This window comes from Mucilaginibacter aquaedulcis, assembly GCF_030409325.1.
Lineage (GTDB): Bacteria > Bacteroidota > Bacteroidia > Sphingobacteriales > Sphingobacteriaceae > Mucilaginibacter > Mucilaginibacter aquaedulcis.
Genome location: NZ_JAUFPR010000002.1, coordinates 134,100 through 155,992 on the forward strand (window position 1 = coordinate 134,100; position 21,893 = coordinate 155,992).

A 21,893-nucleotide genomic window follows, 5' to 3' on the forward strand; every position below is an offset into this window, starting at 1 on the left:
GTGCAGATTGTAGATGCATGGATATGCAGATAACGAATAGGCAGATTTTTAAGTAATTGTATTTTTTGTTGGAAACTTTGAAATCAAAAAATGTTTCCTTAGTTTTGACTCGGAAAGTCAATGAGTCAAATAGAGAGAATTATACAGGGGAGCGAAGAGCTGTTTTTAAGGGCTGGTATCAAAAGTATAACCATGGATGATATAGCTAAGCATATAGGTATGTCAAAAAAAACCATATACCAGTTTTTTAAAGATAAAAATGATCTGGTTACCGCTTCGGTAAGGAAAAAACTGAAAGAGGATGAAGCACAGATTGTGGATATCATCAGTAAGTCGGAGAACGTGATAGAGGAGATGATTAACATGATGAAATGTTCGGAAGATGTGCTATCAAGGATCAACCCGGCGGTGATGCATGATCTCCAAAAATATCATTACGAAGCATGGACAGAATTTTTGAAGTTCAAGAGCGGTGTATTGATAAATATGCTGGAGCAACTTTTAACAAAGGGGATGAAACAGGGCTATATCCGTACAGATATTGATGTGAAAATAATTGCCAGGATGCGTGTTAGCCAAATAGAATTTGGGTTTAATACGGAGATTTTTCCGGTATCTGAATTTAGCACTGTAAAAGTACAGATGCAGTTTTTGGAGCATTTTAACTATGGCATTTGTACCCTTAAGGGTTATAAGCTTTTAAATCAGTATCAAAATAAGCACGATGAATAATACTGCTGACATAAGGTTGTCATCAACATATAAGATCTTTAAATCAGCATTATAAAGCATAAACAACAACAGTATAAAATGAAATATCTACTTTTTACGGCTGCAGTACTTTGTGCCATAACCTTTAAAGGTTATGCGCAGGATGCCTCGCCCAATAATCAAACCTTTAACTTTAGTATTCAGGATTGTATAAACTATGCTTATGAGCACCAGGATTCTGTTGTAAATGCTAAGCTGGATATCAAGAGTGCGGAATATAAAGTTAAGGAAACAACCGGTATAGGTTTACCACAGGTAAATGGATCAGCCTCTTTTCAGGATTATTTAAAAATACCTACTACATTAATACCTGGTGAGTTTTTTGGCCAGCCTGCCGGTACATTTGTACCATTGCAGTTTGGTGTTAAGTATCAATCAAGCGTAGGCGTTAACGCCAGTCAAATACTTTTTGACGGGAGTTACCTTGTAGGTTTGAAGGCATCTAAAACATATAAAGAGCTTTCAACTCGTAATTATACCCGTTCACGTATTGAAACCAATGTTAAGGTAACTAAGGCTTACTATCAGGTTTTAGTTAGTAATGAGCAGTTAAGGCTTTTAGATGCCAATATTAAGCAGCTTAAACAACAATTGGATGAAACTGTACAACAAAATAAACAAGGCTTTGTTGAAAAGATAGATGTTGATCGTATCACAGTTCAATACAATAACCTGGTAACCAACCGCGAAAATACTGTTCGCTTGCTTGGTTTAAATTATCAGGTTTTGAAGTTTCAAATGGGTATGCCCATTGAATTTAATTTAACACTAAGCAACAAACTTGAAGATATACAACTGGACAACGTTGCAGAGCTAACTACTGACACCTCATTTTATCATAACCGTATTGAGTATAATTTGTTGGAAACCAGTAAAAGGCTTAATGAATTAGATCTGAAGCTGAAAAAGTCGCATTTCTTACCAACACTTAGTGCCAATGCAAGCTATGTGTCATCATATCAGGATAATAACTTTAGTAATCTATATAAAAAGACATTTCCGCAGAGCTATGTGGGGCTTACATTAAATGTACCCATATTTAGCGGCGGGCAACGTATTAACCAGGTTAGGCAATCAAAAATAGCAGTTTTGAAATCGCAGAATGATTTGGAAGATGCCAAAAACGGATTAAAGTTACAGGCGAACAATGCCACCATAACCTACATAAATGGTTTGCAGACACTTAATAATCAAAAGCAAAACCAGACGTTGGCACAGGAAGTATTGCATGTTTCAAAAGTGAAATATCAGCAGGGGGTAGGCTCAAGCATTGAAGTTACTCAGGCTCAAACTTCACTGGAAGATGCTGATAATAAATATATACAAGGTCTTTATGATGCTTTAATAAGTAAAGTTGATCTGGATAAAGCATACGGCCGCATTAAATAAACAGTCACCAAACCTTCAATACAGAAAACACACATGAAAAAAATATTATACATACCGGCTTTCATTTTTTTGGCTGCTTGCTCTAATAAACAACCCAAAGATAAAGCTGCCCAGCTTGCCGAATTAAAAAAGCAACAGGCTGAATTAAATTCAAAGATCACCAAGCTGCAGGCTGAGGTAGGTTCAGCCGATTCTGCTAAAACAACTGATGTAAGTACACTTGCCATAAAACCTGCCCAGTTTACCAATTATGTACAGTTACAAGGTAAAATTGATGCACAGGACAACGTTATTGCTTACCCTCAGATGCAGGCTACCATTACAGCGCTTTACGCGAAAGTAGGTCAGCATGTAAGCAAGGGACAAGTACTTGCACAACTTGATAACAAGGTGTTGCTGCAAAACATAGCGCAGAGCGAGGCGCAGGTTGATTTGAACGATCAGTTATTTCAACGCCAAAAAAATCTTTGGGATCAGAAAATAGGTACCGAAGTACAGTTTCTGCAAGCTCAAACAAATTTACAAAGCAGTAAAAAGGCATTGTCGTCTTTAAAGCAGCAGGCTAACATGTACCGCATCGTTTCACCAATTACCGGAACGGTTGACCAAATGGATTTGAAATTAGGCCAGGTTGCCAGCCCTGGTCAAACAGGGATACGTGTTGTAAACGCCGATATTCTGAAAGTAAAAGCCGATGTACCAGAATCTTACTCGGGAAGTGTAAATACAGGTAACGAGGTTAAAATATTAGTGCCTGATGCTAAAGATTCATTAGTTACCAAGGTTACTTTCGCTGCCAAGGTTATCGACCCAACATCACGCAGTTTTGGTGTTGAAATAAGATTACCAGATCGTAAAAGCCTGCGCCCTAACATGACCGCTATTATCCAAATAGCAAATTACAGCAAGGCAAATACCATTGTGGTTCCGGTTAAATCTATTTTAAAATCAGAAAATGGTGATTATGTATACGTTAATCAAAACGGAACTGCTAAAAAGGTGAATGTAAAATCAGGCACTACGTATGGCGGCAACACCGAGATATTATCAGGATTGAAAAACGGTGATGAATTGGTTACCGAGGGTGCTACGGAAATTGAGGATGGCGACAAAATCAAGGTTTTACAGTCTGCTAAATAATTATTAACGCTTGATCTGTTTAATATGAAAGATCTGAACAAAGAATTTGGGCCCTCAAGTTGGGCCATTGATAACAAGACAGCCATATATGTGCTCATATTTTTGGTGTCGGTGCTGGGGCTTATCAGTTATAACAATTTGCCGAAAGAGAACTTCCCGGATATAGCACAGTCAAAGGTGTTTGTAACAACAACCTTTGCCGGCCAGTCGCCTCAAAATATTGAGAATTTGGTTACCAGGCAGATAGAGAAGCAATTGAAATCGTTAAAAGGACTTAAAAAAGTAACCTCTAACTCGGTTCAAAACGTATCCATCATAACAGCCGAATTTAATGCCAATATTGACATTAAGGATGCGAAGATTGATGTAAAAGACGCGGTAGATAAGGCCAAACAAGATCTTCCGCAAAATGATAACAACCTTAAAGAATCTGTAATATCGGATATTAACGTTGCCGATCTTCCTATCTTATACATCAATATATCAGGCAATTACGATCTTAAAAAATTAAAAGAATACGCTGATATCTTAAAAGATGAGATTGAGAGTTATAAAGAAATATCAAAGGTTGACGAAGTGGGAGCCTTAACTCCTGAAATTCAGATCAATGTTGATTTGAATAAAATGGCATCGGCACAAGTAAGCTTCAATGATATTATCCAGGCTGTAGGTAACGAAAACATTCTGACATCGGCAGGTACCGTAAAAACTGATGGCGTACGCAGAAGCATTGATATTAAAAAGGATTTTAAAAATGCCGATGAAGTAGCTGCGATGGCTATCCGTAATCCTAAAGGGCAGGCGGTTTATTTAAGGGATATTGCAGAAATTAAAGATTCATTTCTGGAGCAGGAGAGTTACGCGAGGTTAAAAACTAACGACAACCCCAACTTTAAAAATGTTATTACCCTTAACGTAAGTAAAAGAGCGGGTGAAAACTTGATCGAGGCATCAGACAAGATAAACGAACTGATTAAGGTTAAACAAAAAACAGTGTTCCCAAAAGGGCTTGATATTGTGGTAACCGGTGATCAGTCTGACAAAACACGTACTACTTTAAATGACCTCATTAATACCATTATCATTGGTTTTATCCTGGTAACGGTTATCCTGATGTTTTTTATGGGTACAACCAATGCCATATTCGTGGCGCTTTCTGTTCCTTTATCTTGCTTTATAGCATTCCTGGTAATGCCGGCCATAGGGTTTACACTGAACATGATTGTATTGTTCTCGTTCCTGCTGGCACTGGGTATTGTGGTGGATGATGCTATTGTGGTGATAGAGAATACACACCGTATTTTTGCCAATGGTAAGGTTCCTATCAAACAAGCGGCCAAAATGGCGGCGGGTGAGGTGTTTCTTCCGGTATTTTCCGGTACAATGACCACTTTGGCCCCATTTGTACCATTGGCGTTCTGGAATAGTTTGATTGGACACTTTATGTTCTTCCTGCCTATCACGCTGATCATTACCTTGCTTGCTTCATTGGTAGTAGCTTATATCATTAATCCGGTTTTCGCGGTTGATTTTATGAAACCACACCATGATGGCGAACATGATAACCCGAAATTTGACCGGTCAACTAAAAGAGGACTTCTGTTTTTAGGCATCGCCACCGTTATCGCTTATTTAATAAATATTGGTTTGGGTAATTTTATGGTATTAATTACTGTGCTTTACCTGCTTAACCACTTCTTTTTATTACGGGTGATAGACAGGTTTCAGAAGAATGCCTGGCCAAAATTCCAGAACTGGTATGCACGGGTGCTTGAAAAGGCTGTGCGCAGGCCTGTAATTATATTAATGGGTACCATTGTATTGTTTTTCCTTACAATAGTGTTCATGATGGCCCGTTCACCTAAGGTTGAGTTTTTCCCTTCCGGCGATCCAAACTTTGTGTACGTATATTTAACGATGCCTATCGGTACCGATCAGGCTTATACCAATGAGATCACTAAAAAGGTGGAGAAACGTGTAGCCGAAGTAGTTGAGCCCGATAAAGACATTGTATCATCAGTAATATCAAACGTTACCAAAGGTGTTACTGACCCAACAGATGAAGATCAGGGCGACTATGAAAACAAAGGCAAAGTAACCGTAGCGTTTGTGGAATTTGGCAAGCGTAATGGTAAAGACACGAAAGTTGTATTAGCTAATATCAGAAAAGCAGTACAAGGTATCCCTGGTGCCAAGATAGCCGTAGCCCAGGAAAACAGTGGTCCACCGGTACAAAAGGATATCAGTATCGAGATCATCGGTGATAATCTGGATACACTGGTAGCAACCGGTAACCGACTGAAAAACTACATAGCTAAACAAAATATAGCGGGTATTGAAGGCCTTATTGCCGACGTACAAAGCGATAAACCTGAAGTTGTATTTGACATTGACCGTGAAAGGGCCAATAGGGAAGGTATATCTACTTCACAGATCAGTCAGGCATTAGCTACGGCAGTATTTGGAGCAAAAGCTGCCGATTTCAGGAATACCAAGGAAGATGATTATCAAATCAAGGTACGTGCACTGGAAAGCCAGCGCAGTAATCTGGATGAACTTAAAAATATCAAGATCACCTATCGTGACCTTGCTACAGGCGGCGCCATACGCCAGGTACCTATTTCCGCCTTTACAGATGTTCGTTATACCAACACCTATAGTAATATTAAGCGTAAGCAGCAAAGGCGCGTGTTAACCCTAGGCTCAAACGTAATAAAACCGTTTAATGCCAATGAAGTTAACGCCAACATATTACAGGCTATCAATAACTTTAAAAAGCCTGATAATGTGATCATCAGGCAAGGTGGTGGTCAGGAAGATCAGATGGAGGCTATGAACTTCCTGTTAGGTGCATTGGCTACATCGTTCGGGTTAATATTGATCATATTGATGATCCAGTTTAACTCGGTTGGTAAAACATTCATCATCATCAGCGAGATATTCTTCAGTATCATTGGTGTTTTACTGGGCGTAAGTATTTTCGGCATGACCATGTCTATCGTAATGACTGGGGTAGGTATTATTGCCCTTGCAGGTGTGGTAGTGCGAAACGGTCTATTACTGGTTGAGTTTACCGATATGCTGATAGAACAAGGTGCAAACCTGCACGATGCCGTAGTAGAAGCCGGGCATACCCGTATGACACCGGTATTATTGACCGCTACCGCAGCTATATTAGGTTTAATTCCGCTGGCTGTTGGCTTTAACATCGACTTTGTGGGGCTGTTTACTCATTTTGAACCTCATATTCACTTTGGTGGTGATAACGTGGCGTTCTGGGGCCCATTGGCATGGACGATGATCTTCGGCCTGGGTTTCGCGACTATTATCACCCTGATATTGGTTCCTTGTATGTATATCATCCGCTATAACTTAAAAACCAAACTCTTTGGTAAAAAAGAAGTGGAGCATAAACAAGTATTGGAAACAGAAACAGTATAATCTACATTTTACGAGAAAGCCGTATCCTAAACAGGGTGCGGCTTTTTTATGTTCAATAATTTAGAATTTTATCCGGTTGATTTATGATTTTTAATCAGAACATAATGCAGGGCGCATGGGTTGTACTTACAAATAGCTACAAAATATTTATGCAACTGAAAATATCAAAGCCCTTATGGCAGGTTATTGGTTTAGGTACACTGGCGGGCATGCGCTCAACATCGGCACCTGCAATTACCAGTCATATATTGAGCCATCATCAATCGAAAAATCTGGAACACTCTCCTTTGGGGTTTATGCAATCAAAAAATGTCGCTGCTGCCCTCAAGGTTTTAGCTTTGGGCGAAATTGTAGGCGATAAGTTACCGTCTGCACCAAATCGTATTAAACCTGCAGCACTTGGTTTTCGCGTAATTTCAGGAGCTCTTGCAGGTGCAGGTATTTACAGGGCAGTAGGTAATAATGCTATTGTTGGCGCCTTATTGGGTGGCACAGCGGCTTTTGCCTCCACATATGGTAGTTTCTTTTTACGCAGAAGCACTGTTAAAACCAGCCATATCATTGATCCCATAATTGGTGCAGTTGAAGATGCGCTGGTTATAGGCAGTGGCGTAGGCTTGGCAAGTCTTTCTTAATCCTGCAGTTTGGGTTGTAAATATTGTTCAAGGTTACTCACTTCGTTTCTTGTTCTTGGTAAACTGCCCGGATAATTTTGCTGTATGTAAGTGATCAGGTTTTCACGGATATAGCAACGCAGGTCAAAAGCGTTTGATGATGTGCTTGCGCTCATGAGAACCCTTATTTCAATGGTATGCTCCTTTACATCGGTTACCTGTACTACTTTTACACGCTTATCCCAAAGCGGAGTTTTTACAATGAGCCGTTCAAATTCGTTCCTGATCTCATCAATCGGGATGGTATGATCCATATATAAAAATACAGTGCCCAATATATCGGCCGATGTGCGTGTCCAGTTTTGAAATGGTTTCTGGATAAAATAATTTATAGGCAAAATAAGCCTTCGTTCATCCCATATTTTCAAAACCACATAAGTAAGCGTAATTTCCTCAACGCGTCCCCATTCGCCTTCAACTACCAGTACATCATCTATGCGTATAGGTTGAGTAAAAGCGATCTGAAAACCAGCAAGCAGGTTCCCTAATGAATTTTGTGCGGCAAAACCAACTATAATACCACCAATACCCACACCGGTTAATAGCCCGGTGCCTATTTTACGCATGCTTTCAAAACTGAGCAGGATAATAGCTATGGTTACAAAAACAATGATCACTACCAATAGCTTGCGTAAAAACTGTATCTGGGTGCGTATTTTACGTTCCTTCAGATTATCGGTTTTGCTTAGATCGTAAGTATGATAAATATAATCTTCCAATATCCTGATGGAGCGTACCAAAATACCCGCAAATGAAATAGTCAATAAAATTTCAACGGTTTTATCAAGAGGAGTTTGAAATGCTTTAGTCATCCGCATAAACGGAATAAACAGATTTAGTAAAAACAACGGTATAAAATAGGTGATAGCCCGGCCCAGGTTAACTATTACCGATCTGAAAAAAGAGTAGGAAGTTTCCTTTTTTGCATATAGTTTAAAAAGTTGAGTAACAATAAATTTGATAATCAGTCCGGCCAGAATGGCTCCAACGGCAATGATCAGGTTCCAGACAAAGGCAGGAAGGTGGTCGGCAAATTCAAGCAGATTGGCAGGCAACTTATTTTCAATATTCATAGTATATGTTTTATATAAATCTATATCTAAAAATAGTTGGAATGTAAAATTGTTTTGCTAATCATCAATGTAAAGCATGTTGATACATATATTTATAGAATTTTTGATAGTTTTGTTAAAAAAGTCAGGAATTTAGTTTTGACTTTTAAAGTTTATATAATTTTTAGTAATGGCTGCAGGCAATGACCATCAGGATATAAAAAGAGAGAAGATTTTAGAAGCCTCTCATCAACGGTTTTTACATTATGGTTATTCAAAAACAACCATGAATGAAATTGCCGGCGATTTATCTATGTCAAAGGCGCTCCTGTATTATTACTTCCCGGATAAAAGCCAGCTTTACATTGCTGTAATGCGTAAGTTAGCCAATGATTATCTGAAAGTTTTAGAAGACCATTTAGATACTTTTAAAAACCTCAAAGAAGCTTTCGTTTTCCAGATTAATATTCACCATGATTTTATTGTAAGAAATTATAATTTCTTTGATTTTTTCAGGCTTAATGAACAAAATCTTCCTGATACCATATGGGAAATTGTAGGGCAGGTTCATTCAGCTGAATTAACTTTATTAAGCAAAGCTGTAAAAACTGAAGTTGAACGCGGCTCTATTAAACCAGTTGAAAATCCGGACGAACTGGTTGACCTGTTGCTTGATGCCCTGCATGGAATAAGGGTAGGAGCAGTTTCTCAGAAGAAAACAAACTTTCCGCGTAAAGAGCATTTAGATGAGATACACGACAAAAAACTTTTGTTGATTGATATTTTTATAAAGGGCTTAATGTACTAAGCCTTAATTACAGTCAATAATTGGTCAAAATATTGGTATTCAGTACCAAGCCGTAATATTATAGTTACATTTGAGCCTGCAAATGATTTAACGGGGTTTAAATGAATCCCACTGAATTTTTTAAAGAAAACTTCCTATTAAATAGAGGTGATTGTTTTAGAGTGATTTGGCAGAATGGATTTACATCCATTCTGCTTTTTTATGTTTGATCATTAACCTTATCTCAAATGCGATTAAAGAACTTCATTTGTTTTACTAACCATTTTTCAATTTTTGGGGTGATAGCATCGGCCGAAAGGCGCCAGGTCCAGTTACCATTGGTTGATGATGGAATGTTCATCCTGTTGGTTTCATCCAATCCTAAAATATCCTGTATCGGGATTATGACAATATCCGCTACTGAGCCAAAACATAATTCGGCTAATTTTTTATGAATGTTATCTGCCTTTACTTTACCACCCACATAATTTTTTAACCGTTTTCTATCTTCCTTGTTGGTGTCATGCGTGTACCAACCTTGTATAGTATTATTATCATGGGTACCGGTGTAGGCAACAGAATTTTGAGCATGATTGTAGGGAGTATGTACTGATACAGGCATATCATCGCCAAATGCAAATTGCATTACACGCATCCCAGGTAAATTAAACAGATCACGCAGCTGGTATACATCAGGTGTTATCTCGCCCAAATCTTCTGCAACAAATGGAAGATCGCCAAGCTCTTTTTTAACGGTTTTAAAAAAGTTAGCTCCAGGTCCAGGCTGCCAGGTTCCGTTAATAGCTGTAGATTCTCCGGCGGTAACTTCCCAATATTTGCTGAATGCCCTGAAATGGTCTAAACGCAAGAGATCAAAATATTCCATGTTGCGGCGCATGCGGTTAAACCACCATTGATAACCGGTTTGTTTCAGCGTTTCCCAATTAAAAACAGGCATGCCCCATAGTTGCCCGTCGGAGTTAAAATAATCAGGCGGCACACCAGCAACATGTGTCATTTCTCCATTGTTGTTTAATTTAAAAAGTTCAGGGTTTGCCCAAACATCCACAGAATCATAGCTCACATAAAAAGGAATGTCGCCGTAAAGTTTTATACCAAAGTTATTGGCATAAGTTTTTAATGTTAACCACTGTTTACTAAAAAGCCACTGTTGCCATTTGATATTATCAAGTTCCAATGCTTTTTCTTTGCCAAATAAAGTTAGTGTTTTGGTATCTCGCTTTTTATAAGCCACTGGCCATTCATACCATGCTTTTCCTTTTTGATCGGCCTTAATGACCTCGTAAAGCGCGAAATCATCCAGCCAATAAGCTTGCTGCTGTTTAAAGTTGAGAAATGAAGTGTTCAGATGCTCATTATCTAATTCCTTAAAATTACGATAAGCCATACCCAATAAGATTTTGCGTATAGCTATTGCCTCTTTATAATCAGCCTGCCTGTCATGTATCAGCTTGTTTTTTTCCAAATCTTCTGTGCTTAACAACCCATCACCAACCAGATCTTCTGGGCTGATAAACAACGTATTTGCAGCCATGCTTGATCTTGAGCTATAGGGTGAATAGCCGTTTGCTTCTTCTATAGGATTAAACGGCAGCATTTGCCAATATTTTTGCCGGGTTCTGTATAAAAAGTCGACAAATTTACGCGCTTCTGGTCCTGCATCGCCTATACCAAATGCGGAAGGAAGAGAGGTTATATGCATCAAGATACCGGCACCTCGAATATTTGGCGATGATGAGGATTTAAGCAATGCGAGTGGAAAATTTTTAAAAATATAACTAACAGCGATACTTTCCAGATCGGTAGATTTGGCACCGCTTAGTAAATTGCTCCAATTTAAGGGTGCCTCTGCAGGGAGCATAATCCGGGTATTTTCCCAATCAATAGCATTAGGTTTACTGCTATCGGTATTAATTTGTGCCAAATGTAAGGGCAGGGCCACCACGTACCAGTCATGTTTATAATAACGGGCATAAGCCAATATATTTTCCTTATATTTTCCCTTAACCTTTAGCGGAATATACGCTCGCTTTTCAAACGTTTCAGTATCATTTTTGCGCTCATTAAAAAGTAATTGCGTGAGCCAAAGGTTAATATTAGCATTATAACGATCTGGCCACAAGGTACTAATGGAGTTTATTTTTGCCGACAATAATTCATTTAAGCTTTGGGCACGGGCTTCGTAATCAACCAAACGACGGTTGTCGGGGTCAACCATGCTCAGATCCCAAAATTCGGTTCCCTGGTAAACGTCAGGAACGCCAGGGCAAGTAAACTTTAGTAATGTTTGCGACAGGTCGTTGATGATACCGTAATCGGCCACTGTAGCATGAAGCTGGCGAAAACTTTTCATAAACTCACTTTGAGATTTGAGCAAGCCGCTTACAAATTTCTTGCAGCTTTCCTCATAAACTTCATTAGGTTCTGCCCATTGGGTATGCAGCTTGGCTTCACGCAGGCCTTTGATCAGGTAATCTTCCATCCGCTGATGAAAGTCATCTTTTTCGCCAGGCATGGGGTAGCTGCTTATGATGGTTTGGTATATCAAATACTCATCATTGGCATCAGGTACACCATCAGTTTTATGTTCGCTATTGATGTTTTGCCAGTGTTTAACTGTATCTAACCAGTTTTGTGCTATATCTGTAAGCACATTGAGCCGGGCGCGGGTTCCTTCTCCGCGCTTGGTGTCATGGGTGGCAGTGGCATTCATGGATAATGGCCATAGTTTCTGCCTGTTTCCCATAAGCTCATGAAATTCGTTCACTGGCAAACCAAAGGTTTTTGGAGTATCACCAACCTCGTTGTGACCAATAAAACGATCATAGGTATACATAAGGGTATCCTCTACACCTTTTGCCATCAGCGGCCCTGTAAACTGCATACAGCGCAGATAAAAATGTAGTGATCGCTGCTCATATTCTGAAGGGCGGCCTTCCTGGATGAGAACGTTTTCAATGAGTGTAGCTGTTTCTTCCAGATCAGGCTTGGCATCCCGGATGCTCTTAAAGATAGATTGGATCGCCTGTTGTTCATACTCCGGCAAAGGCTCCTGGTTACCATAGTACCTGTAAACCGGGCACCTGATCAAAAATTCGGCAATTACGGTTTTTATTTCTTCCGGTTTAGCTTTGCTATTATCTATAAGTTCCAGATCATAAAACAACTGATACAGGTTTTCAAGCTCGCCGGCCATGTGCTCATGCAATATCAGCGATTTCTTTTTGAGTATAGCCTGTGATATGGATGTTTGATCGGTAACAAGATCCTTGTAAAAGTCGGCAAACAGTTTTTTGCTTTCTGTTTGCGTGAATAGATTATTAGCTATGGCAAGGAAATCATACCCGGTGCTACCCTGAACAGGCCAGTTTTCGGGAAAGGTTTCACCATCCTCCAATATTTTTTCAACTACGATATAGGTTTCGGGCCCTGCGAGCTCGCGTAAACGCTGCAGGTACATGGTTGGATCATACAAACCGTCGATATGATCTAAACGCAACCCTTGAATAATGACCTGATCTAAAAGAGTTTTAATAAGCTTATGACATTCATCAAACACCTCAGGTATTTGCATATTAAGGCATATCAGCCCATTAACTGTGAAAAAGCGGCGGTAATTGATCTGCTTTTCAGTTTCCTGCCAGTAACATAGCTGATAGTATTGCTCGTCCGATATTTTTTGAATTAATAGAGGTTGGTTGTTAACCAGATCAATACACTTTTTTAAATATTTTTTAGTTAAGGCCTGTTTGTGTAAGGATTCGAGTTGCTGTTTTAATTCTTCAAATCTGATGTTGTAGGCTTTAATAGCATCGGCCTGGTGTAGTTCTTTGGCCTCATCAATAAGTTGATTGATCGCCCGGGGCCTGTCGGTTAACACCACTTGCAAAATGGTTATGTATGCCTGAAGGTTTAAAGGGTAATGCTGATCTGCATAAGTAAATACGAACTGATTGTTCCTGAAGTCAATTTTTATTTGACCATTATTCATTGCCTCTTCAAAAGTTACGCCTAAAAATGGAACCATTAGGCGGCTGTTGTATATGGGGGCCGACCAAATAATATCAAAAAAATCAATAAATTCTGAACGATGCCCTTTCTCCAACACATCCATCAACCATAGATTATTTTGATGAAAGGCCATGTGGTTGGGCACAATATCCTGAAGCCAGCCTATATTATACTTTTTAAGAATTTGGCTGATGCTTTTAAGTTCATCCAATGTGCCAATTTCGGGGTTGATGTTTAGCGGATTTACCACATCGTAACCATGGGTGCTTCCGGGTGTGGCTTCAAAAATAGGCGAGGCATATATGGTACTTACTCCTAAACGCTTTAAGTATGGGATGATGCGTTTAAAGTGTTTAAAGGTAAAATCCTTATTAAACTGTATGCGGTAAGTACCAACTGGGCTATGCATGATATTGCGTATATAATAATATAGATTCGGGGCACAATTTTAATTCTTCACCGGTACTTATGATCGGAGAGGAGGCAAGCGGCCCGTTCCATTTTGGCTCTGCAGAATCAAAAAGCTTTTGCCACTGATTGATATCATCAGGTACTATTACCGTTTGATTTTGAGCCGAGAAGTTGAGAAAACAAATGAGTTGCTGGCCCTCTGTCCACCGTTGAATTTGCAGGGTGTTGGTTAGGATATCAACTCCAACGCTCATGTTTTCACGGTTAAGTGTCTTCAAGGCAGGCTGATGCTTACGTAACCGGATAAGGGTTTTATAATACTCCAGCATAGTTTGGTGAGGCTCCTGATTGATGTTGGCCCAGTTGAGTTTAGAACGCTGAAAGGTTTCTACAGCTTGCGGGTCAGGTGCTTCGCCTTTTATATGGAAATCTGCAAACTCTGCTTTTCTACCTTTTCTCACCGCTTTGATTAATTCCTCATCTGAGTGGCTTACGAAAAACTGAAACGGGTTGGATTCGCTTCTCTCTTCGCCCATAAAAAGCAATGGTAAAAACGGACTGATCATTACAGACGCGGCCATTAGTTTTTGCATTTCAAAACTGAATAATTGGCTTGAGCGCTCACCCAGCATACGGTTACCTACCTGATCGTGATTTTGGGAGAATACAACAAAGCGTTTCCCATCAATACCTTTTGTAGAGGTACCAAATGTTTTTTGTCGTTGTTCGGAATATTGACCATGATACACATAAGCGTTCTGGTAAGCATTAGCAAGATCCTCAATACCATTAAAATCTGTATAATACCCGTTTCTTTCTCCGCCGGCAGTTACACGCAGTGCATGATGAAACTCATCGGTCCATTGGGCGTTCATGCCATAGCCCCCTTTATCGACAGGAGTAATAAATCGCGAATTATTTAAGTCGCATTCAACCACCAGGTAATAATTTTTTTCGCTTTGTGTCATCAATTCATTAACCCGTTCGCTTATTTCCTGTAAAATATGCTTTGGGCTGAGGTCCTTAATGGCATGTACGGCGTCCATGCGTAACGCATCTATATGAAAATCGCGGAACCACATCAAAACATTCTCAATAAAATACCGCCTTACTTCATCGCTGCCGGCATCATCAAAATTGATGGCGCTACCCCAGGGAGTTTGATATTTGTCGGTAAAATAGGGCCCAAACTGACCTACGTAGTTTCCTTCGGGGCCAAAATGGTTATAAACCACATCTAAAACCACAGCAAGTCCTTTATTATGGCAACTATTGACCAATTGCTGCAAACCTTGAGGGCCTCCGTAACTGTTTTGAACCGCGAACGGAAACACACCATCATAGCCCCAGTTTCTTTCTCCCGGAAACTGAGCTACCGGCATAATTTCAATAGCAGTGATACCCAGCTCAATCAGGTAATCAAGCTGGTTCTCAATATCTTTAAAGGTGCCACCAGTAGTAAAGGTACCGGTGTGTAATTCATAAAAAATATAATCGGCAAGGGGAATGTTTTGCCATTGGCTATCTGTCCAGTTAAAAGCGTTTACATCAAAAGCCTCAGAGGGGCCATGGACGCCCTCTGGTTGCGAAAGTGAAGCCGGATCGGGTAGTGGTTTACCGTTTATTTCAAACCGATACTGATCGCCAGGTTTAATTTGATCTGTATTTAAAGACCAATAGCCGTGTTCGTCCTTATCTAAAGGTAGCATTTGTACTTCCAGTTTAATAGAAATTAGTTCTGCTTTTGGCGACCATACCCTTACCTCAGCAATACCAGAATTATTAAAACTAACACCGATTGACCTGTTATTGATGCTTAGTGCCTCCATTGTGTATCAATTGATGTTGAAGTAATACAACCGATCTGCCCGATACCTGAATGGTATCCTCAGCTTTATACTGACCAATAACCTCATTAGCGGTATTTTTACAGGTATCAATCAACAGATCCCAATCCTGAGCATATTCGCTTTTGGGCAATTTGTATTTCAATGGCTGATCGTGCGCGTTGAAAATAATGTAGAAACTGTCGTCCACAACCTTATTTCCTTCGGCGTTAACGGTATGTAAACCTAATCCGTTTAAAAAAACAGCTATAGATTTTGCAAAATCATGTGACCAGTTATCTTCAGTCATTTCAGAACCATCGGGTAAAAACCAGGCAATATCGGCAACATCCCCCTTAACAGATTCGCCTTTAAACCAGTTTTTGCGTGAAAAGGCAGCGTGTTCTTTCCTCAATTGAATCAGTTTCCGGGTAAATTCATGAAGATCTTTATCCATGCTTTCCCAGTTGATCCATGAAATTTCGTTGTCCTGGCAGTAAGAGTTATTATTACCCTGCTGTGTGCGGCTCATTTCGTCGCCCGCAACCATCATGGGCACACCTTGCGACAGGAAAAGCGTTGTTAAAAAATTCCTCTTTTGCCGGGCCCTTAGTTTATTAATGAGCTCATCATCTGTTGGGCCTTCAACGCCACAGTTCCATGAACGGTTATGGCTTTCACCGTCATTATTATCCTCGCCATTGGCTTCGTTATGCTTTTCGTTGTATGATACCAGATCGTTCAGGGTAAAACCATCATGCGCAGTGATAAAGTTGATACTGGCCGACGGCCGACGGTATGATTTATATAGATCGGAGCTTCCAGTGATCCGGTCGGCAAATTCTGCCAGCATACTTTCAGTCCCGCTCCAATAATCACGGATACTATCGCGGTATTTGCCGTTCCATTCTGCCCATCCCGAGGGAAACTTACCTACCTGGTAGCCGCCCTCGCCAAGGTCCCAGGGTTCGGCTATCAATTTCACCTGCGATATGGTAGGGTCCTGATGAATAATATCAAAGAACGCGCTCAGACGATTTACCTCGTGCAGCTCACGTGCCAGGGTAGCGGCAAGGTCAAAACGGAAACCATCAACATGCATATCAATTATCCAGTAACGCAGGCTATCCATCATTAAACGCAGCACGTTGGGCAAATTGGCATTAAGCGTATTGCCTGTACCAGTGTAATCCATATAAAATCTTTTATCCTCCGTAAGGCGATAATAAGAAACGTTATCTATACCTCTGAATGATAGGGTTGGCCCAAGCTGGCTGCCTTCGCCTGTATGGTTATACACCACGTCAAGAATTACCTCAATGCCTGCCTTATGCAGCTCTTTAACCATGTTTTTAAACTCGTTTACCTGTTCGCCAAGTACACCACCTGATGCATAACGGGCATCAGGGGCAAAAAAGCCAATGGTATTGTAGCCCCAATAATTGGTAAGCCCTTTATCAGCCAGATGCCTGTCTGATAAGAAATGATGAACCGGCATTAACTCAATTGATGAAATGCCCAGATCTTTCAGATAATTTATAGTTACCGGGTGAGCTATACCCGCGTAAGTTCCCCTGATCTCTTCAGGTATTTCCGGATGCAGCTTGGTGAAGCCTTTTACATGAGCCTCATATATTACAGTGTTGTAGTACTCAATTTTAGGGCTTTTATCATTTTCCCAATCAAAATTATGATCAATCACGACCGATTTGGGTACAAAGGCGGCATTGTCTGTTTTGCTAAAACTCAAATCTTCATCGGGGTTGCCAAGTTCATAACCAAATAAGGAATCGTCCCAGTTTACAGTTCCTGCAATTGCTTTTGCATAAGGATCAACCAGTAATTTATTGGGGTTAAAACGATGCCCGTTTTCTGGTTCATATGGTCCATCAACGCGAAATCCATATAACTGCCCGGGTTTTAAGCCCGGTATATAAATATGCCAGGTAAGGTCGGTACATTCTGTTAATGGTATCCGCTCTGATTCAACCTCATCTTCTGCAGTATTAAAAAGGCAAATTTCTACGCCAGTAGCATTTTCAGAATAAAGCGTAAAGTTTACGCCTTCGCCATCCCAGGTAGCACCCAGGGGAAATGGTTTTCCGGGATATGTTGTTATTTTCATAAGTGTTCAGGTAAATATGTCCTTGTAATTCTCTACACTTCAAATTGAAATACAGACGAATTGTTTTGTACCTAATGAATTTTTGTGTTAACGGATGATCAGGTGCAAGCCTGGAAAAATGAAAATTTGTAATTAAGGTTTGTTAATAAATAATTGATTTGTATTTGATTATATGTAGATTTATATATCTAAACCAATTAAATCCAATGAGTAAGAGAATTTTCGTAGTGGAAGACGATGCCGATTTGTCTGAAGCGATACAACTAATGTTGAGAGAGGAGGGATACGATACCAGAGGTACCCTCCATAAAAGTTCTATAAAGGGAATTATACTTTACGAGCCCAATTTAGTTTTGATTGATAATCGCCTCATGGACGGTTTAGGCAGCGAGCTATGCGTGGCCCTCAAAAATCATCCGTTAACAAGTCATATTCCGGTGATATTGATATCCGGCTGGACAGATCTGGCCGCTATTGCTGAGGAATGCGGGGCCGATGCTTATCTTAATAAACCATTTGAAATGAGCCAGCTTATTGAAACAGTCGACAAGCACATTAGGCCTTATGTTAAATTATAAATTAAACATATTTACCATTTTTTAAAGATCACAAATACAGCCATCACTATCAGTGCAAAGCCTGCAAGGTGATTCCACCCCAATTTTTCATCTTTAAAGAATGTTAGTGTGAACAGCATAAAAACAATCAAGGTTATAGCCTCTTGTATGGTTTTAAGCTGAACCAGGGTAAATGGTCCACCATTTTCTTTAAATCCCCCTTCATTTGCCGGTACCTGAAAAAGATATTCAAAAAAGGCCAACCCCCAGCTAATAACAATTATTGAAAAGATACCAAGGTTTTTACCCCAGGAAAATTCTTTAAATTTTAAATGCCCATACCAGGCAAAGGTCATGAATGTGTTGGATATGGTTAAAAATAGAATTGTTCTTAATCCTTTCATATATAATAGCTGACAGATGAGTTAAGCAATTTAATGGACAGATGTTTTAGTGCGCAAGCTATATTTTTACTATTTATAAAACAAGCCGTGCAAAAATAATCCCTCACAGCTGGTTTTTCTTGCCCAACGCGTTATTATAAATAATAAGGCCAAAAACTTAAATGATAATGACGCATTAACCATTGAGGTTTAATAATTTTGTTATTAAATATCATGGGCGAGAAAAGTTTTTTACAATTACAAGCAGATCAGGATTTGAAGGATTCTTTCTCCGTAAATCATTTGCCAGATCAAGCCTTTGATACGTTAAGCATTTACAGGGCCAATTATCACCGGATATTTATTATTAATGATGGCGAAGGATCACTTCAGATTGATGATAGTGTTTTTGAATTGAAAAGTAATGAGCTTTTGCTGATAGCCAAAGGGCAACTATACGGTTTTCATGCGGGTACTCAGATAATAGGATATGAACTTTCTTTTGGTGATTGCTTTTGGGAAAAAGCACCTGGCAGCGCAAGCAACTGTAAAGCGGTATTATTCAACAATGCATCAGCTAACCAGCAATTACCATTGAACAGTGCTGATCATTCAGAGCTTGATATACTTTTTAATACACTTTACCGGGAATTTATAAAAGAAGATTATCCAAATAAATTGGATGCTCTGGCAGCGTACCTAAAGATCATCATGATCAAAATAGCCAATGTAAACGCGTCACTCATTGATGGATATGATAACTATGAAAACCAGCTTTACCGTAGGTTTATTGAATTAGTGAGTACCCAGTACCAAACCACGCGCGAAGTGGCTGATTTTGCAAAACAGTTAGGAATATCGGCCCGTAAGCTGTCTGACCTGTGCAGGCGTTGCGGTGGAAAGGGAGCGAAGGATATTATTAACGGTCAGCTTATTGCTGAGGCTAAAAGATCGCTGCAATTTTCATCCAAACCGGTAAAGGAGATAGCTTTCCATCTTAACTTTTCAACGCCGGATCAGTTCAGTCATTTTTTCAAAAAGAACACACAAATATCGCCTAACAACTATCGTGACCGGTTTGTAAATATTGGCATGTGATTCACTGTTTTTGACATTCCTGAGGGGGAGTGCAGTCAGTAATTTTGTTGATATAAAATCAACAAACATGTCAGTAAATAAATTAAAATCAGTAGCGGGAATTGTTATTCCTGATAGTACCATAGCCAATCAGGCTACAGAGCTTTTGTTAACGCATGGTACAGAATTTATCTACAATCACTCATTAAGAGTGTTCCTTTTTTCCTCACTTAACGGAAATCGCAATAATTTAAAATATGATGCAGAGTTATTATATGTGAGTTCGGTGTTTCATGATCTGGGGTTAACCAAACATTACAGCAGCTCCGATCTGCGTTTTGAGGTTGATGGAGCCAATGCGGCCCGTGATTTTCTGAAGAGCCATGGTTTACCGAAAGAATCATTGCAATTAGTATGGGACACTATAGCCTTACATACAACCATTGGTATTGCCGAACATAAAGAACCTGAAGTAGCATTAATGTATTCGGGAGTAGGGCTTGATGTTATGGGAGAAGGATATGAAAATCTTAGTGCAGATAACCGTGAAGAGATCATAGCGGCATTTCCACGTAATGATTTTAAGAAAAATATTATCCCAACGTTTTTTGGTGGGTTTGAACATAAAACGGAAACCACATTTGGCAACATAAAGGCAGATGTGTGTGCCTATATGATCCCTAATTTTCACCGTAAAAACTTTTGCGATTGCATTTTGCATTCACCCTGGAGCGAGTGATTGTAGTTTATATCATCATGCAGGTTGTTGTATACCTGCATGATGAATAAAATATTGGTTATGCTCTGAAGATCATCCTGAGCGATTGATCTTTTGACATATAAGCTGTAGCCCAGTTATACAGGGTTTTTAACTTGTTTCGATAGTTTACCAGTGATATTAAGTGTACAAATAACCACATGAATAAAGCTATAGCACCGCCAATATGCAGTTTGTTTTTGAACAGGTCAACTACCGCTTTATTTCGGCCAATGATCGCCATATCTCCCTTATCGTAATAATTAAAGGTAGCTAAAGGCTTCCCTTGTTGCATGGCATTGAAGTTTTTAGCCAGATTACGGCCTTGTTGTATAGCAACTTGCGCCAATTGAGGGTGTCCTTTCGGGTACCTTTCGTCGGTTATTTGAATACTTGCGTCGCCAATGGCATAAATATTATCAAAGCCTGTTACTTTGTTAAATTCGTCGGTGATCATCCTACGGCCAATACCCAAGCTGCTTTCAGGAATACCTTCAAAAGTGTTAGCGGTTATACCAGCGGCCCATATCAATGTTTTAGCCTCAATAGTTTCACCGGTTGATAAGGTTACCTGGTTTTTGTCGTAATCCTTAACATAAGTGTTAAGTTTTATTTTAACACCCAGGTTAGATAATACATCATAAGCCTCCTGGTGAGTTTTTTCGCTCATTGGGCCCAAAAGGTTTTTACCACCGTCAACTATATAAATGCCTCCAAGAGTACCCTTAAGTTCAGGATAATCTTTCAGGAAGATATTTTTCTTCATTTCGGCCAGCATACCCGCTATTTCAACGCCCGTAGGGCCTCCGCCGGCTACCACAATGGTTAACAGTTTTCTGCGTTCGGCCATATCTTTTGTCATGGCAGCCTGTTCCATTGTTTGCAGCAAGGCATTACGCATGCGCAGGGCATCGTCAATGGTTTTCATTGGTATGGCGTTCTTTTGAACATTTTCCATTCCAAAAAAGTTTATTCGTGCACCTGATGCAAATACCAGGTAATCATATTTAAGTTCTTCGTTGGTTAAATGTACGGTTTGTGAAGCCGCGTCTATCTTTAATACCTCGGCCATCCTGTAGGTTATCCTTTTATTACGAAACATTTTACGAAACGGATAGCTAATATCTGAAGGGTCAAGAAAGCTGGTTGCCACCTGGTAAAGCAGGGGTGGGAAATAGTTATAGTTGTTTTTATCAAGCAAGATTACCTGATAGTTTTTGTTTTTGGCTACTTGTTCGGCAAGATTAATACCTGCAAAACCACCCCCAATAATAACAATTTTTTTAACGGCGTTTTGAGCATCGCCCATTGTTGCCGGTATAGTTTTTATGGAGCTCATTATTTTGATGATTTGATAGTGTACTTTATACACAAATATACCTAAAATTTAACTTTTTGTATCTGTATTACAGTTGTATAAGTAACAGTTTACAATAGGATGATTAAGGTGTAATATTTACACTTAGTGGTG

15 protein-coding genes are annotated in these 21,893 nt (G+C 39.6%); 9 read left to right on the forward strand and 6 right to left on the reverse strand.

What is annotated here, in order from left to right:
* The first annotated feature begins 120 nt into the window (after positions 1–120).
* The 5 genes from QWZ01_RS05200 to QWZ01_RS05220 all read left to right on the forward strand — a co-directional run bounded on the left by QWZ01_RS05200 (position 121) and on the right by QWZ01_RS05220 (position 7,376).
* A complete protein-coding gene (locus QWZ01_RS05200) occupies positions 121–732 on the forward strand; it encodes a TetR/AcrR family transcriptional regulator (protein WP_290322204.1) in 612 nt (203 codons plus the stop codon).
* Between the two features lie 78 nt (positions 733–810).
* Positions 811–2,160 (forward strand): TolC family protein, encoded by a 1,350-nt coding sequence (locus tag QWZ01_RS05205; protein WP_290322205.1) that lies wholly within the window; start codon positions 811–813, stop codon positions 2,158–2,160.
* 33 nt (positions 2,161–2,193) lie between these two features.
* Positions 2,194–3,300: an efflux RND transporter periplasmic adaptor subunit gene (locus QWZ01_RS05210; RefSeq protein WP_290322206.1), complete on the forward strand. Its 1,107-nt coding sequence runs from the start codon at positions 2,194–2,196 to the stop codon at positions 3,298–3,300.
* Between the two features lie 24 nt (positions 3,301–3,324).
* On the forward strand, positions 3,325–6,741 hold the full coding sequence (locus tag QWZ01_RS05215; protein ID WP_290322207.1) for an efflux RND transporter permease subunit: 3,417 nt from the start codon (positions 3,325–3,327) through the stop codon (positions 6,739–6,741).
* Between the two features lie 149 nt (positions 6,742–6,890).
* Entirely contained in the window at positions 6,891–7,376 is a 486-nt protein-coding gene (locus QWZ01_RS05220; RefSeq protein ID WP_290322208.1) for a DUF4126 family protein, read from the forward strand.
* Here the strand turns inward: QWZ01_RS05220 and QWZ01_RS05225 are convergent.
* Positions 7,373–8,488 (reverse strand): mechanosensitive ion channel family protein, encoded by a 1,116-nt coding sequence (locus tag QWZ01_RS05225; protein ID WP_290322210.1) that lies wholly within the window; start codon positions 8,486–8,488, stop codon positions 7,373–7,375. The genes QWZ01_RS05220 and QWZ01_RS05225 overlap by 4 nt on opposite strands.
* A 169-nt stretch (positions 8,489–8,657) precedes the next feature.
* Between QWZ01_RS05225 and QWZ01_RS05230 the strand changes: the two genes are divergently transcribed.
* A complete protein-coding gene (locus QWZ01_RS05230) occupies positions 8,658–9,275 on the forward strand; it encodes a TetR/AcrR family transcriptional regulator (RefSeq protein ID WP_290322211.1) in 618 nt (205 codons plus the stop codon).
* Positions 9,276–9,498: 223 nt separating this feature from the next.
* Here the strand turns inward: QWZ01_RS05230 and treY are convergent, their stop codons facing one another.
* The 3 genes from treY to glgX are packed head-to-tail and all read right to left on the reverse strand — an operon-like array spanning position 9,499 to position 17,648.
* A complete protein-coding gene (treY, locus tag QWZ01_RS05235) occupies positions 9,499–13,695 on the reverse strand; it encodes a malto-oligosyltrehalose synthase (RefSeq protein ID WP_290322212.1) in 4,197 nt (1,398 codons plus the stop codon).
* Positions 13,688–15,526: a malto-oligosyltrehalose trehalohydrolase gene (gene treZ / locus QWZ01_RS05240; RefSeq protein WP_290322213.1), complete on the reverse strand. Its 1,839-nt coding sequence runs from the start codon at positions 15,524–15,526 to the stop codon at positions 13,688–13,690. Before treZ ends, treY begins: the two co-directional genes overlap by 8 nt.
* The gene (gene glgX, locus QWZ01_RS05245) at positions 15,504–17,648 is read right to left on the reverse strand and encodes a glycogen debranching protein GlgX (protein WP_290322214.1); all 2,145 of its coding nucleotides are present in this window, start codon (positions 17,646–17,648) and stop codon (positions 15,504–15,506) included. The genes treZ and glgX overlap by 23 nt, the downstream gene beginning before the upstream one ends.
* A gap of 206 nt (positions 17,649–17,854) precedes the next feature.
* On the opposite strand from glgX, the gene QWZ01_RS05250 reads away from it, so the two are divergent.
* Positions 17,855–18,226, forward strand: a complete 372-nt coding sequence (locus QWZ01_RS05250) for a response regulator (RefSeq protein WP_290322215.1) — start codon at positions 17,855–17,857, stop codon at positions 18,224–18,226.
* Between the two features lie 11 nt (positions 18,227–18,237).
* Here QWZ01_RS05250 and QWZ01_RS05255 read toward each other — a convergent pair whose 3' ends face one another.
* Positions 18,238–18,609 (reverse strand): DMT family protein, encoded by a 372-nt coding sequence (locus QWZ01_RS05255; protein WP_290322216.1) that lies wholly within the window; start codon positions 18,607–18,609, stop codon positions 18,238–18,240.
* Between the two features lie 213 nt (positions 18,610–18,822).
* Here QWZ01_RS05255 and QWZ01_RS05260 point away from each other — a divergent pair, with 213 nt between their 5' ends.
* Entirely contained in the window at positions 18,823–19,686 is an 864-nt protein-coding gene (locus tag QWZ01_RS05260) for an AraC family transcriptional regulator (RefSeq protein WP_290322217.1), read from the forward strand.
* A gap of 67 nt (positions 19,687–19,753) precedes the next feature.
* Complete coding sequence (locus tag QWZ01_RS05265; protein WP_290322218.1) at positions 19,754–20,404, forward strand: HD domain-containing protein; 651 nt, start codon at positions 19,754–19,756, stop codon at positions 20,402–20,404.
* 58 nt (positions 20,405–20,462) lie between these two features.
* Here the strand turns inward: QWZ01_RS05265 and QWZ01_RS05270 are convergent, their stop codons facing one another.
* Positions 20,463–21,761 carry an NAD(P)/FAD-dependent oxidoreductase gene (locus QWZ01_RS05270; RefSeq protein ID WP_290322219.1) on the reverse strand — a complete coding sequence of 433 codons (1,299 nt, stop codon included), beginning with the start codon at positions 21,759–21,761 and terminating at the stop codon, positions 20,463–20,465.
* Between the last annotated feature and the right edge of the window lie 132 nt (positions 21,762–21,893).